Consider the following 13,571-nt stretch of genomic DNA (forward strand, 5'->3'; position numbering starts at 1 on the left):
CCCGAAGACCCGCCCCCCGAAGGAAGGCCCGCCATGCTCGCCGTGCACTGGGACACGATCCGCCTGTTCCTCCACGTGGTGGCCGCGACCATCTGGGTCGGCGGGCAGATCACGCTGGCCGCGCTGGTGCCGGTGCTGCGCAAGGCCGGGTCCGAGGTGACCAAGGCGGCGGCGAACGGCTTCAACCGGATCGCCTGGCCGGCCTTCGCCGTCCTGATCCTGACCGGCGTGTGGAACGTCATCGCCGAGCACGACAAGGACCACGGCTCGTACCACACCACGCTGATCGTGAAGTACGTCGTGGTGGCGGCCTCCGGCCTGACCGCGTACATGCACGCGCAGGCCAAGACCAAGGGCGCGATCGCGGCCTTCGGGGCGCTCACCGGGATCACCGCGCTGGCGTCCCTGTTCGTCGGCATCATGCTGGCCGGATGAATTCGGGCTTGCTCAAATACTTGCCGACACGTTGTTGGGAAGAGCTGGATCGACGCGCGGTCGCAGGGGCCTGACGCAATAGCCTGGTCACGACTATCCGTCCGCGGCGTTAGGATTTAGTCCTCGTTATTCACGCATGGGGGTGGGATCAAATGCGTCAGAATCGAATCATCCCGGTCTTCGTCGTCGCAGCCGCGGTCGCCGTGACCGGCACGGCGTGCGCGTCGTCCGGCACGACGGGGTCCGCCCAGGGCGGCGGCTCCGGTGGCTCAGGCGACTCCGGCGCCGTCTCCAACCAGGCGATCACCCTGCTGGCGAAGATGACCGCGCCGCAGGCGGTCGCGCAGTCCACCAAAGCGGTGGCCGCGAAGCAGAGCGCGAAGGTCCACATGACCCTCACGATGCCGATGCTGAAGGAGGATGCTTCCGGCGCCATGTCCTTCGGTTCGTCGCTGGCCATGAACCTCACCCTCGCGATGTCCTCCACCGACTCGCAGGTCGGCGCCGCGCTGTCGCAGATGGGGCAGATAGAGATGCGGATGAGCGGCACGGTCGCCTACGTGAACATGGGCAACAGCCCGCAGTGGGCGTCGGCGTTGCAGGGCAAGAAGTGGATGAAGATCGACTTCAACAACCTCAGCGGCGTCCCCGGGTTGTCGAGCTTCTCCTTCATGAAGGACCTGGGGAAGAACAACGACCCCAGTATGAAGCTCAAGGACCTGATGGCCTCGCCGAACCTGAAGAAGGTCGGCCAGGAGCAGCGCGACGGCGTCCAGACGCTGCACTTCGCCGGCACCGTCGACCCGAACGACCTGGTCAAGGACTCGGCCGGCAGCGGGCTGAGCCAGCAGGACCTGGACTCGCTGGCCGCCACGGCCAAGCAGGCCGGCGTCACCAACACGAGCTACGACCTGTGGGTCGACGGCAGCGGCCTACCGGTCGAGATCAAGTTCAGCGAGAACACGGCCGCCGGCGCCGTCGCGGGCGACCTCACCTACAGCGACTGGGGCAGCGCGCCGGTCACGGTCACCGCGCCGCCGGCCGACCAGACCGTCGACATCGCGCAGCTGCTGAAGAACCAGCAGGGCTGACAGCGTCGAGGGTGAAGTGGGGAAGTCCCCACTTCACCCTTCCTCCGCGCGTAACCGCTCCAGCAACTCCGGGATCACCGGCGAGCGCCGGAACGCCCTCGCCACCCGCGACAGCCACTGCACTTCGGCGTCCAGGTCCGGCGAGATGAGCCCGACGCCACCGCCATTGGCTGCGCCGCCGACGGCCGCGTCCCCGCTGGTGGCGTCCCCACCGGTCGTGGCCCCGAACTCACGCGAACCGCCGAACCGCCGTCCCTGCCGCATGTTCTCCAAAGCGGTGGCGATCGTCACGGCCTCGACCAGCGCGGCGTCCGGCGGAGACTGCGCCAGCCAGGCCGCCACCGCCGGATGGTGGTAGGCACGCAGCACCAGCCGGCCGTCGTAGATCTCGATCACCCGCCGGTAGAGCGCGAACTCGATCCCCGCCGGCCGTCCGGCCAGCAGCGGCCGGCCGCCCCCGGGGAACCCGATCTGCGGCATCGCCTGGTGCAGCGCCGACCACAGCGGCCCCATCACCAGGTAGCACCGGCACAGCCGCAGCCAGCGGGCCGTCGCCCGGAACGCCTCGCTCCACTTGCCGATCAGCGCTCCGGCGACCACCAGCGTCGCGCACACCGCGCCCAGGATGTTGGACACCGTGTCCTCGCTGCCGTCCAGCGTGCCGTAGCGCAGCACTCGGATGATGTCGTCGTACGACCACAGCGACCACACCACCCCGACGCACACCGCGGCCAGGATCAGCCGCACGCCCCAGCGCGGCGGGCCGGTGGGGGACAGCCGGGCCTGCGGCAACAGCGCGATGAACAGCTCGACCAGCGCCCACACCGCGTAGGCGGCGAACAGCGCCACCCGCGCGGCCAGCGGCCAGCGGCCGTGCGCGGCGGCCACCAGGTTCCCGTCGGCGGTCAGCGTCGGCTGCGCGGCGAGGAACAGCAGGACCATCACGACCTGCGCCGACACCGCGATCGCGGCCTGGCCCGAGGGCGAGCGGCGGCGGGCCGGGCGCGGGTTGAGCAGGCAGGCCAGCAGCATCAGGAAGCTCAGGGCGGCGGTGCGGACGGTGTCGCCGAGGGCGATCACCGACAGCCCGTCGACGCCGGCGTGGCCCAGGGCGACGGTGCCGGGGGCCAGCAGCGCCAGCGAGCAGCCCTCCAACAGCGCGAACGCCAGGCCGGCCCAGCGGATCGGGTGCCGGCCGCCGCGCAGTTCGACCGCGAACGCCCAGGCGGCCAGCGCCACCAGTACCGCCGCGCCCAGGTAGGCGGCGAGGTCGGACATCGGCGGGTCAGACCTCGCCGCGGCCGAACATCGTCTCGATCACCGTGTCGGCCCGCGGTCGGGCCGGCGCGGGCCGGGCCGGGGAGGTCCGGCAGCGGGCCACCCGGTGGTGGATCATCGTGGCGATCAGCTCGGCCTCGCGTTCCTGCGGCTCGGTGTAGACGGTGCGGCCGAGCACGCTGCGGATCAGCGCGGGGGACAGGTGCGGCAGCAGCGTGCCGACGCCTCCGCCGGGCCCGGGACCTGCCGAGTCGTGTTCGCAGACCAGGTGCGCGGCTTCGTGCAGCAGGATGTGCCGCCGGTGCACCGAGCTGGTGTCGCTGGAGTAGATGATCAGGTCGGTGCGCGCGGTGGTCACCAGCAGGCCGCACGGCCGGTCCGGACGGGCCGGCACGCCGATCAGCTCGATCGGCCGGCCGCGCTTGCGGGCCAGCGCGGCGATGAAGCCCTCGGCGTCGAAGGGGTCCGGCAGATCCAGCCGGTCCACCACCGCCTGACACCTCCGCCACAGTTCGGCCCGGCCGTCGCGCGTCCCCACAGCCCACCTCTTCCGCGCCGGCTCCGCCGCCGGATGATTCGACGTCAGTCTTCGTCGGCGCCGCCCTTGCCCTGCGCCGTGCGGGCCTTCTCCTCGTGCCGTACCAGGACGTCGATCATGTCGTTGAGCGTGTCGATGCCCTCCGGGGACAACGTCAACGCCCGCAGCGCGACGTTGCGCACCCCGGCGTCGCGCAGCACGCCGAGCAGCTCCAGTTCGCGTGCGATGGCAGTACTCTGATCATCGTCGAAAAAATAGGCTACCGGGACTTCGAAGAACTGCGCCAGAGCTTCCAGATGTCGCATTGTGGGGTTGTCCCTGCGCCCCGTGCGCAGTTGCCACAAATAGGTCGCCGAGAAGCTCTCGCCGGTCGCCTCGCGGCAGGCCGTGGCGACCTCGTCGTTGCTGAACATCTCCCGGTTGGGCCGCCGCACCGTCTGGAAGAGGATGTCGATCTTCTCCGCGAGCGTCCTTCGTCCGCCAGGCCCGTCATGTGCCACCCCGTCGACCCCCTCTATGCCTGCCCCCACGAGCCCGAATCGGGGTCCATGCTAATCGATCGGCCGACAGCCGTCGTGGACGCGACTTGAGGTCTTGTCAGCCAGAATGAATTGTTCTAGGTTCGCAAAAGAGTCAGACCGCTGACTCATTCCTTGATCCCTCCCAACCTGGAGGTCGTTCATGCCCACTGCAAGCCCGCTGCTCGCCGAGCAGAACCTGCGCGACTCGCTCAAGCGGAACGTGCGTGAGCTCAGTGTCCGCGAGCGCAACGTTCGCGAGCGCAACGTCCGCGAACCGCTGCGGAGCGCCAACGTCCGCGAGCTCAACGTCCGTGAGCGTAACGTGCGCGAACCGCTGCGGAGCGCCAACGTTCGTGAGCTCAACGTGCGTGAGCCGCTGCGCGCCACCAACGTCCGCGAGCCGTTGCGCGCCAACCTGCGCGACTCGCTCAAGCGGACCGCGGACCGGTCCCTGTCCAACAAGCTCCTCGCTTGCGCGGACGCGAACCGGTCGCTCTCGAACAAGCTGCTCGCGAGCGCGGACGCGAACCGGTCGCTCTCGAACAAGCTGCTCGCGAGCGCGGATGCCAACCGGTCGCTGTCCAACAAGCTCCTCGCGAGCGCGGACGCGGACCGGTCCCTCTCGAACAAGCTCCTCGCCAGTGCGGACGCCGAGCGTTCGCTGTCCAACAAGCTCCTGGCCTCCGCCGACGCGGACCTGGTGATCCTCGACAAGCTCCTGTAGCGCTCCGGTTCCGCAGATGAGCGAAGCCACCGCGGGCCGCCGAAGGCGGACCGACGAGAACTGGGTGCACCGTGTCGATCCGCGGATGCCCGGGGTGGCGCACGGCTGGAAGCTGCACGTCTCGGCCCGCCCGGCGACACTGGACGAGGTCGTGGCCCGGGTCCTGCCGGTGCTGGACGAGTACGTCTGCCATGTGAAGTACGCGCGGACCCCGGAGATCCTCCGAGCCCTCAACTCCGGGTTCCGCAGCCCCGGCGCGGTCGGCAGGGCCGTCACGGTCCACCCCGCCCCCGACAGCGTCGTCGAGATCGCTTCCGCCCTGGTCGAGGCGTTGAACGGGATCGACGGCCCGCGCGTTCTGAGTGACATGCGGGTATCGCCCTCCGCCCCGGTCTACTACCGCTACGGGCCCTTCGAGGCCACCTACCGCACCGGCTCCGGCGGCCGCCTGGAATCGGTGATGATCGGCCCTGACGGACAGGGCTTCGACGGTCTGGCCACCGGGCACCACCGGTGCCCGCCGTGGGCGGTCGACCCGTTCCGGCCCGACGGGCCGGGCGTCCGGCCGGCCCGCACCTCGGCCTCGCTGGCCGGCGGCCGGTACGAGATCACCGCCGGGATCGTCCGCGCGGCGCACGGCAACGTCTACCGCGCGATCGACCACGCCCTGAACCTGCGCGTCGTGCTGAAGCAGGCGCGCGCCTTCGTCGCCGAGGACGACTCCGAGCTGGACGTCGCCACCGGTCTGGAGCCGGTCCTCATCGACGACGACGCCGCGGTCAACCGCGACCGGACACTCGCCGGGCTGGAGGCGGCCGACGTCCCGCCCGCGGTCTCCAGGCGTATCCGGACTCTGATGAAGGTCTCCGACACCAGCCACCTGCCGCCGATTCCGGACGCGGATCTGCTGGACGAGATCATCGAGGACGCGGTCGCGTACTGCGTGCAAGCCGCGCGGGACACCGTCCGGGAAGGCTCGGGGCCGACCGATCTGTACGCCGGGAGCTCCGGGCTCGGCTGGGAACTGCTCCAGCATCGGGACCGGCCGGGCGTCGCGGACGTCGTCGAGCTGCTGGCGCGCTGGACGACACGGCAGGCCCGGGACCTGTCGGCCAGCCTGTACTCCGGACGCATGGGCGTCGCGGTGTTCCTCCAGCAGGCCGGTCTGCCCTACGACCACGACGGCCTGCTGCCGCGTGGACGGCTCGACGGAGGGCCGCCGGAGGCCGATCTCATCGAAGGCGCGGCGGGCATCGGACTCGGTCATCTGTTGTTGGCGGACGCCTTCGTCTCGCCTTCGCACAGCGGAGTCCGGGACTTCCACCTCACCGGTGCCGCCGAATGCCACCGGCTCATCACCGGCGGATTCGCGACGCTCACCCCGACCGACGCGGACAAGCCCGGCAACGCGGCGCTCGCGGCGGGGATCGCACACGGGGACGCGGGGGTCGCGTACTTCCTTGCCGAACACAGCAGCCGGGTTGTCTTGGTTGGAGTCGGAACCGGGAACGCTGAGCACGCCGAGGCGATGGCTGCGGTACGTGTCGCATGCGACCGTCTCGCAGCCCTGATACCGACGCTCCTGGCCCGGGCGCTGGCCCCCGGGGGAACGCGGCGCCACGGCTCGTGGTGCCGGGGGCTCGCCGGCATCGGCAGCGTCCTGATTCGCGCCGCCGAGTGTGTCGGTGAGCTGAGATACCTTGAGCTTGCAGATCAGTGTGCTGACGTCTGCGTCCGCATCGCGCCGCGGATGCCGCAGGTCGTCCAGTGCTGCGGTCTGGCCGGCGTCGGGGACTTCCTCATCGACCTGGCCGAGGCCACCGGGGACGAGCGCCGGTGGCACGAGGCCGCACTGGTCGCCCGGCTCGTGCTGGCCCGCAGCGGGGGAACCTGGTCACAGCCGGTTTTCCCTGATGTCGAACTTACGTGGAGCAGTGCAGGCTGGGCGGCAGGCACGTCGGGCGTGCTGGGCTTCCTGCGGCGGCTGCGCCACCGTGGCGGGAATCGGCTGGCCACCACGTCACGGCAGCTGATGTGAATCAAGTTCTGTCATTCCATTCACTCCAGTTTACAGCGGCCGCACGGACCAGTAAGGTCGAGGCCTGATGGAGCCGTGACGACGTCAGGGGGCGGATCGACATCCATGACCGAACGCGCGACTCTGCGGCACCGTAGGATCGGGGCCGCCCTGCGGGCGCACCGGGTCAACGCCGGACTCACCCTGGAGCGGGTGGCCCACCGGCTCACCCCGGCCGACGCCATGTCGGCGGCGAAGATCTCCCGCATCGAGAACGGGCAGTACGCCGTCAACCCGCACGACGTGCGGGCCCTGTGCCGCGTCTACGACCTGGACCCCTCGACCACCGACGAGCTGGTCGAGCAGGCCTCGCAGGCGCTGCGCCGCACCTGGTGGCAGGAGGGCGAGGCCGGGTCCCTGCCGGCCCCGTTCCAGCGCTACCTGGAGTACGAGGACACGTGCGTGGCCCTCGACGTGTTCGCGCCGGTGTTCGTGCCGGACATCCTGCAGACCGCCGCCTATACCAGGATGCTGATAGCGGGGCTCTGGCCCGACAAGAACCCCGGCGAGCGCCAGGCGCTGGCCTCGGTGCTGACCCGGCGCCAGACCCGGCTCGCGGTCGAGGCCGGGCCGCGGGTGCAGGTGGTGCTGGACGCGCACGCGGTGCTGCGCAGCTGGGGCGACCGGTCGGTCGCGGTCAGACAGGCCGCGTACCTGCTGGAGGTCTCGCGGCATCCGCGGACCGAGGTGCGGGTGATCCCGGACGGCCGGGTGTATCCGGGTGCGCACACCGGGTTCACGCTGATGACGCTCGGCTCGGGGGAGAAGCAGGCCCGGTCGTCCCGGCAGGTCAAGCAGGTCCCCAAACAGGGCGCGCCGGCCACCAAGCCGGCCGAGCACGTGGGGTTCGTCGGGGGCGTCGTCGGCTGGTGCCTGGTCGACGGCGGCGACGAGATAGACCGGTACACGCTCACATTCGAACAGCAGCGCGCCGCCGCGCTCGGCCCCGAGGAGACCCGTAGATGGCTGCGGCTGGCGATCAAGAGCATGGGCGGGGTGGGATGACCACGGTCCCGCTGTCCTCGGAGCTGCCATCGGAGGTGTCGGACTCTCTGGCGTCCCTCATCGCCGCGAGTCAGACCATTGACGTGCCGTTCTCCGGCGACGACGCCGGCAGCGGCGGCCTGAACTGGGGCCAGCAGCACATCTTCGGCGCGATCCGGAACCTCGGCTCGTCGATGAACATGTGCGCGCTGCGCGAGCTGCCGCCGACGGCCGCCGTCGAGGACTTCGCCGACGAGCTCTGCTTCTACCTGAACCGCTTCCAGGCCATGCGGACCCTGCTGCGCTTCGAGCCCGGCTGCCCCCCGACCCAGGTGGTCCACGCCTCCGGCACGGCCCCGTTGCACATCCTCGACATCGACCCCGCCACCGACCTCGACGCGGTCCTGACGGCGCTTGTCGCAGAGCACGAACAACGCAACTTCGACGACGAGCACGAGTACCCGATCCGCATGGTCCTGATACGCCGCGCCGGCGTCCTGACGCACCTGCTGACCGTCCTGAACCACTTCGCGACCGACGGCGCGGGCGCCTTCGCGATGTACGAGGACTTCCTCCACCGCGACCCGGTCACCGGCCAGGCCCGCGGCCCGGTGCCGACCCACCCGCTGGACCTGACCGTCCAGCAGGCCACGCCCGCCGGACGGAGGCAGAGTGACGCCTCGCTGCGCTACTGGGAGCGCCAACTGGCCGCGCTGCCGAGAAGACGACCGACCGCGGCGGTGCCCGAGACGGGATCCCGCTACCGCAGGGCGACGCTGCGGTCGGTTCCCCTCCTGCTCGGGGCGACGCGCATCGCGCACCGCCTGGACTGCGACGTCTCCGCGGTGCTCCTCGGCCTGTTCGCGACGGCGCTGGCCCGCCTGACCGGCGAGCAGCCGACCGCCGCCCAGATGCTGGTGAGCAACCGCTTCCGCCCCGGCATGGCCGACATCGTCGGGAACGTCAGCCAGAGCGGCCTGTTCGTGGTCGACGTCGCGGACACCACCGTCGACGAGGTGATCGAGCGCGCGCAGCGTGCAGTGACGCGGACCTACAAGTACGCCTACTTCGACCTGGAGCAGTGGAAGACACTGCTGGCCGAGGTCGAACGCGAGCGTGGTGAGGAGCTGGCACTGTGCTACTACAACGACCGGCCCTCCCAGCGCAGCGGCACCGCACCAGGATCGGAACCGAGCATCCAGGCGCTGACGGCGGCCGCCGCAGCGCAGGCACCGGTGGTGTGGAGCGCGCTGCCGTTCTTCAACGAGCGCCTGATGGTCACCATCGACAACGTGCCCGATGACAACGACGCGGTCACGGTCCTGGTGTCGGCGGACACCTGGCACGTGACGAGTCAGGATATGGAGAAGCTGGCCCGGACGATGGAGTCGCTGGCTGTCGCAGCAGCCTGCGACCCGGCGACGGCGACCGGGGTCGGCGCGGTTGCCGCGGCGGAGGCGGAACCGGTGGGGTGAGGGCGCGCGCGCGGGCGGCGGCTGAGGGCGGCCTAAAAAGCTTCTAAAACCCACAAACCAACCGCACCCACCCGACACCAGCACCCACACATGAGCACCACCGACCACACGCTGGCGGAGCACTGGAACGGGACCAAGTGGTCGGCCTCGCCGACCCCGGACGGGACCTCCGGCAGCCGGCTCGCCGCCGTCGCGGCCGTGTCGCCGACGAACGCCTGGGCGGCCGGCTACTCCACGACCGGCGGCGGGGAGCAGATCCTGCCGTTGTTCGAGCACTGGAACGGCAGCGCCTGGAGCATCGTGCCCGGCGCGAACGAGGACCCGCAGGGGGACAACTCCAACACGCTGTTCTCGGTCGTGGCCACCGGGCCGGGAAGCCTTACGGCGGTTGGTGCCTGGAGCAGCCTGCAGCAGGGCAACCCCGGGTCGCGCACGCTCGCCGTCACGACGACGCACGGCTGAGCCGCAGGGGAATCGCAGCACAGCGACCTGTGAAGCACAGCGCTCTGTGAAGCACAGCGACCCGTGAAAGGGTCTCGCCAGCAAAGCTGATCCGGTCACCACCCGAACTTGATCCGAGGGAGGGCCACCACCAAAAGAACCGACCGCAGCGTCGCCCAAGCCGGGTGCGGGTTCCGGCTCAGGCATCGCCGCGGTCGGTCGTCTCTGGTGACTCTCCCCTCACCCCATCGCCGGCAGCCCGGCGACCTCCAGCAGCGTCTTCTGGAACACGTCGAGGATCGCCGCCAGCGTCGGCTGGTCGACGTCAGGCCGGTTGCAGCGCACGGCCACGTCGATGCGTTCGAGACCGCTGACGATGAAGTAGAAGCCCGGGCCGAACGAGCGTGCCGGGGGTGCGAACTCCACCATGTGAGGCTCCTGCTCCACCGCCGGGGCGAAGCCGGGTGGGGCGAGGATCACATTGGTGCTGAAGCCCTTGTCGACCGGCGGGTCGGTCTTCTCGAAGTACTCCTCGCGGACGTCGACCACGTAGTCGGGGTCGCAGATGCTGTTCTTGAAGGCGTTCAGGGCCTTGCCGTTGACCTTGGCCGCCAGCTCCGCGAACGGCTCGGTGCCGTCGAAGTCCAGCAGCATCGGCGCCCACTGCGTCAGCGACGTCACCACGCCGGCCATGCTCGGGTCGAAGCGGTTGGCCGACATCGCCATCAGCAGCAGTGCCGACCGGCCCAGGACCGTGCGCACCGCGTGGTAGTACGCCGCCAGCACGACCGAGGCCATGCTCACGTCCAGCTTCTCCGCGCCGGCGTGCGCCAGCTCCAGCGGGATGCCGGTCTGCAGTACGGCGCCGAGCATCTCGGCGTTGGCAACTGCGGCCTCCGGTAGGCGCGGGGCCGCCTCCAGCGTGCGGCGCCAGTAGCGCTGCGCGGCGCGCAGCCGGAACGCGCCCGCGCCCTGCTGGTCCAGAGCCATCGCGATGGGCTGGCCGGCCGGCGGGTCCAGCGGTTCGCCGGCGAGCAGGGCGTGGAAGTCGTCCTGCATGATCAGGGCTGCCGCGCCGTCGGCGGCGATGTGGTGCACCACCAGCAGCACCTTCGTCGGCACACCGTCCGCGGTGATGACCCACGCACGCCACGGGATCCCGTGGTAGATGTCGAGCGCTTCCTGGTACTTGCTCGCCAGGAGCGCCGGCAGCTCCTCGACGTCGGCCACGCCGCGGTCCACGCGCGCCAGGACCTCCGCGGCGTCCTGGGCGCCGATGAACTGGCGCGCGGAGCCGTCGGCCTCGAACAGGTAGTTCGTGCGCAGCGACTCGTGCCGTTCGGCCAGTGCCCCGAGCGCCTGCCAGACGTCCTCCACCGTGCACGGCGTGCGGACGTCCCACACCACCGGCTGCAGGTTGGCCTCCCACAGCCGGTCGGCGGGGACGAGCTCCACATCGCGGTGCACGGACAGCTGGCCGATCGTCATCGGGTATGTCGTCGGACTCACTGTCGGGTTCGCCGTCAGACTCGTCGTCTCCATCACCGGACTCCTTACTCGTGCTTGAGGGCTGATTCGTGCTCCTGAGGGAGGGAGCCGCCGAAACAGGCGCCGGGCCGGACTCACGCCCCGGTCGGGTATCCCGGGTCGAACGCGGCGGCCAGCAGGACCTCCTCCATTGAGCGCAGGACCGTCACCTGCTCACCCGGCGTCAGCGCCTGCGTGTCCGCGCGCAGCGTCACGTTCAGCGTGTCCGGGCTGCCGTTGACGTCCAGGTACGCCTTGACGTCCGGCGAGTTCGACCGGATCCCCCAGGTCATGCGGGACAGCGGCACCGCGTCCCAGATCTGCTCGGCGTCCGCCACCGCTTCGGGCTCGGCCACCGGCTGCGCCAGCGTTTTGCGACGGTCGTTGAAGTAGAGCATCAGGTCCAGCTCTTCGCCGCGCTCCTTCTCGATCTGCAGGCGGAGCTCCACCAGCCGCCGCGGGTCGTAGTACGCGTTCTTGCCGGTGGCGATCTGCGCGTGCCAGGCGCGCACCACCGCCTCGTCGAAGGTGCAGCCGCGGACGTCGAACACGCACAGCCCCGGCTGCGCCACCGCGCTGACCGAGGCCGCGAAGTCCGGCCGGAACCGGTTGCTCACCACCATCCGGATCGCGCTCGGCCCGGCCTTGGTGACCCGCTCCAGCGCCACCGCATAGGCGGCCAGCAGCACCGGCCCGCTGTGCAGACCGGTGCGCGCGCTGATCGCGCCGATCGCCAGGAACGCCGCGCGCGAGTCGTACGTGCAGTCCCACCATCGCGGGTCGCTGCCCTTGTAGGGCCCGTTGAACCGGCGCGCCGGAATCTCCCGCAGCCACCGCTCCCAGTACCGCAGCGAGGCCTGGCACTGCCGCTCGGCCGCCGACTCGCGCTGCTTGCGCACCAGGTCCCGGGGCTGGATGCCGGCCCGCGGGGCCAGCTCGGCGCCGGTCTCGCGGTCCAGGTTCGCCAGGTCCCCGACCAGCGCGTCGAAACCGTAGGCATCGATCACCATGTGTGGATACATCGCCACGAAGTGGTCCGGCACGCCGTCCTTCTGGACCACGGCCATCCGCACCGGCCAGTCGTTGGCGATGTCGAAGGGCTCGAACTCGTACCGCACCCGGATCGCCTCGGCGACCTCGGCCGGATCCTCGCCGTCCGCGACGTCGACGATCTCGATCCCGACCTCGCCGGATTCGGAGAGCACCTGCCGGGGCGAGCCGTCGGGCTCGGTCCGGATCCGGGTCCGCAGCGACTCGTGCCGCTTCATGATGAACGCCAGCAGATGCCTGAGGTGGTCGAGCGTCGTGCCCTCCTCCAGCCGCATCGCCCCGCCGACCAGGAACACCCCGTCGAAGCCGGTCATCATGCGCCAGACGGTCCACTGGCCCCAGGTCAGCTCCTCGGTCCCGGAGCCCTCGCCGTGGAACGGCACCATGATCGTGTGCTGTCGCATGGCCGTCACCGACCGCGCTCGGCCGGAGCGCCGTCCCGGCCCGCGAGCCGCGCGGCGAACCAGTCGATGGTCGCGGTCAGCCCCTTGTCCAGGTCCACGACCGGCGCCCAGCCCAGCGCCGACACCGCCAGTGTGATGTCCGGCCGCCGCAGGTCCGGGTCGTCGCCCGGGCGCGGCACGAACACCGTCGCCGCGCCCGACCCGCACAGCTCCCGCACCCGGTCGGCCAGCTCCAGGATGGTCAGCTCGGCCGGGTTGCCGATGTTCACCGGCCCCGGATGCCCGGCGCGCGCCGCGGCCAGGATCCCGGCGACGGTGTCGTCCACGTAGCACAGCGACCTGGTCTGCAGACCGTCCCCGGCGACCGTGATCTCCCGTCCGGCCAGGGCCTGGCTGACGAACGTCGGCACCGCGCGGCCGTCCAGCGGCCGCATGCGCGGTCCGTAGGTGTTGAACAGCCGCACGATCGTCGTGTCGAACCCCAGGTGCGCGCGGTGCGTCGCGGTCATCGCCTCGGCGAACCGCTTCGCCTCGTCGTACTGGCTGCGCGGCCCGATCGGGTTGACGTTGCCCCAGTAGGACTCGACCTGCGGATGCACCAGCGGGTCGCCGTAGACCTCGGACGTGGACGCCAGCAGGAAGCGCGCGCCCTTGCGGCCGGCGAGCTCCAGCGCGTGCAGGGTGCCGTGCGAGCCGGCCTTCAGCGTGGCCAGCGGATGGCGCGCGTAGTCGTGCGGCGAGGCCGGGGAGGCGAGGTGGAAGACCGCGTCCACCGGACCCTCGACGTCGAAGGGCTCTGTGACGTCGTGCTCGACCAGCTCGAACCCGGGGTCGCCGGCGAGGTGCGCGACGTTGTCCGCCGAACCGGTGAGGAAGTTGTCGACGCACACCACGGCCGCGCCGGAGTCGCGCAACCGGTCGCACAGGTGGGATCCGACGAAGCCGGCCCCGCCGGTCACCACTGCCCGGTGGATCTCACGTGCTGTGCCGTCGGTCCGGTGCTCCCCGGCCTGGCTCTCCCCCACG

The 13,571-nt window shown here is 70.7% G+C and carries 13 protein-coding genes; 7 read left to right on the top strand and 6 right to left on the bottom strand.

Going from position 1 to position 13,571, the window contains the following annotated elements:
- A partial coding sequence (locus tag GWK61_RS25280; protein WP_228562922.1) for a hypothetical protein occupies window positions 1-435 on the top strand: 435 nt, incomplete at its 5' end.
- A gap of 152 nt (window positions 436-587) precedes the next feature.
- A complete protein-coding gene (locus GWK61_RS25285) occupies window positions 588-1,526 on the top strand; it encodes an SCO4651 family lipoprotein (protein WP_194911923.1) in 939 nt (312 codons plus the stop codon).
- A 33-nt stretch (window positions 1,527-1,559) separates the two neighbouring features.
- On the opposite strand, the gene GWK61_RS25290 is transcribed toward GWK61_RS25285, so the two are convergent.
- The 3 genes from GWK61_RS25290 to GWK61_RS25300 are packed head-to-tail and all read right to left on the bottom strand — an operon-like array spanning window position 1,560 to window position 3,842.
- The gene (locus GWK61_RS25290; protein ID WP_194911924.1) at window positions 1,560-2,804 is read right to left on the bottom strand and encodes an MAB_1171c family putative transporter; all 1,245 of its coding nucleotides are present in this window, start codon (window positions 2,802-2,804) and stop codon (window positions 1,560-1,562) included.
- Between the two features lie 7 nt (window positions 2,805-2,811).
- Window positions 2,812-3,342 carry a hypothetical protein gene (locus GWK61_RS25295; RefSeq protein WP_194911925.1) on the bottom strand — a complete coding sequence of 177 codons (531 nt, stop codon included), beginning with the start codon at window positions 3,340-3,342 and terminating at the stop codon, window positions 2,812-2,814.
- A gap of 44 nt (window positions 3,343-3,386) precedes the next feature.
- Window positions 3,387-3,842 carry a helix-turn-helix domain-containing protein gene (locus GWK61_RS25300; RefSeq protein WP_194911927.1) on the bottom strand — a complete coding sequence of 152 codons (456 nt, stop codon included), beginning with the start codon at window positions 3,840-3,842 and terminating at the stop codon, window positions 3,387-3,389.
- 181 nt (window positions 3,843-4,023) lie between these two features.
- Between GWK61_RS25300 and GWK61_RS25305 the strand changes: the two genes are divergently transcribed.
- From GWK61_RS25305 to GWK61_RS25325, 5 genes are all read left to right on the top strand, one after another.
- Window positions 4,024-4,587, top strand: coding sequence for a hypothetical protein (locus tag GWK61_RS25305; protein ID WP_194911928.1), 564 nt, complete (start codon window positions 4,024-4,026; stop codon window positions 4,585-4,587).
- A gap of 16 nt (window positions 4,588-4,603) precedes the next feature.
- Entirely contained in the window at window positions 4,604-6,625 is a 2,022-nt protein-coding gene (locus tag GWK61_RS25310; RefSeq protein ID WP_194911930.1) for a class III lanthionine synthetase LanKC N-terminal domain-containing protein, read from the top strand.
- A 105-nt stretch (window positions 6,626-6,730) separates the two neighbouring features.
- Window positions 6,731-7,669 (top strand): helix-turn-helix domain-containing protein, encoded by a 939-nt coding sequence (locus tag GWK61_RS25315; RefSeq protein ID WP_194911932.1) that lies wholly within the window; start codon window positions 6,731-6,733, stop codon window positions 7,667-7,669.
- On the top strand, window positions 7,666-9,123 hold the full coding sequence (locus GWK61_RS25320; protein ID WP_194911933.1) for a condensation domain-containing protein: 1,458 nt from the start codon (window positions 7,666-7,668) through the stop codon (window positions 9,121-9,123). Before GWK61_RS25315 ends, GWK61_RS25320 begins: the two co-directional genes overlap by 4 nt.
- Window positions 9,124-9,213: 90 nt before the next feature.
- Window positions 9,214-9,585: a hypothetical protein gene (locus GWK61_RS25325; protein WP_194911934.1), complete on the top strand. Its 372-nt coding sequence runs from the start codon at window positions 9,214-9,216 to the stop codon at window positions 9,583-9,585.
- Between the two features lie 219 nt (window positions 9,586-9,804).
- Here the strand turns inward: GWK61_RS25325 and GWK61_RS25330 are convergent, their stop codons facing one another.
- The 3 genes from GWK61_RS25330 to GWK61_RS25340 all read right to left on the bottom strand — a co-directional run bounded on the left by GWK61_RS25330 (window position 9,805) and on the right by GWK61_RS25340 (window position 13,570).
- Window positions 9,805-11,106, bottom strand: coding sequence for a condensation domain-containing protein (locus GWK61_RS25330; RefSeq protein ID WP_194911935.1), 1,302 nt, complete (start codon window positions 11,104-11,106; stop codon window positions 9,805-9,807).
- Window positions 11,107-11,186: 80 nt separating this feature from the next.
- On the bottom strand, window positions 11,187-12,545 hold the full coding sequence (locus tag GWK61_RS25335) for a condensation domain-containing protein (protein WP_194911936.1): 1,359 nt from the start codon (window positions 12,543-12,545) through the stop codon (window positions 11,187-11,189).
- 5 nt (window positions 12,546-12,550) lie between these two features.
- Window positions 12,551-13,570, bottom strand: a complete 1,020-nt coding sequence (locus GWK61_RS25340; RefSeq protein ID WP_194911956.1) for a UDP-glucuronic acid decarboxylase family protein — start codon at window positions 13,568-13,570, stop codon at window positions 12,551-12,553.
- Window position 13,571: the final 1 nt, after the last annotated feature.

The organism is Catenulispora rubra (assembly GCF_015356825.1).
GTDB classification, from domain to species: domain Bacteria; phylum Actinomycetota; class Actinomycetes; order Streptomycetales; family Catenulisporaceae; genus Catenulispora; species Catenulispora rubra.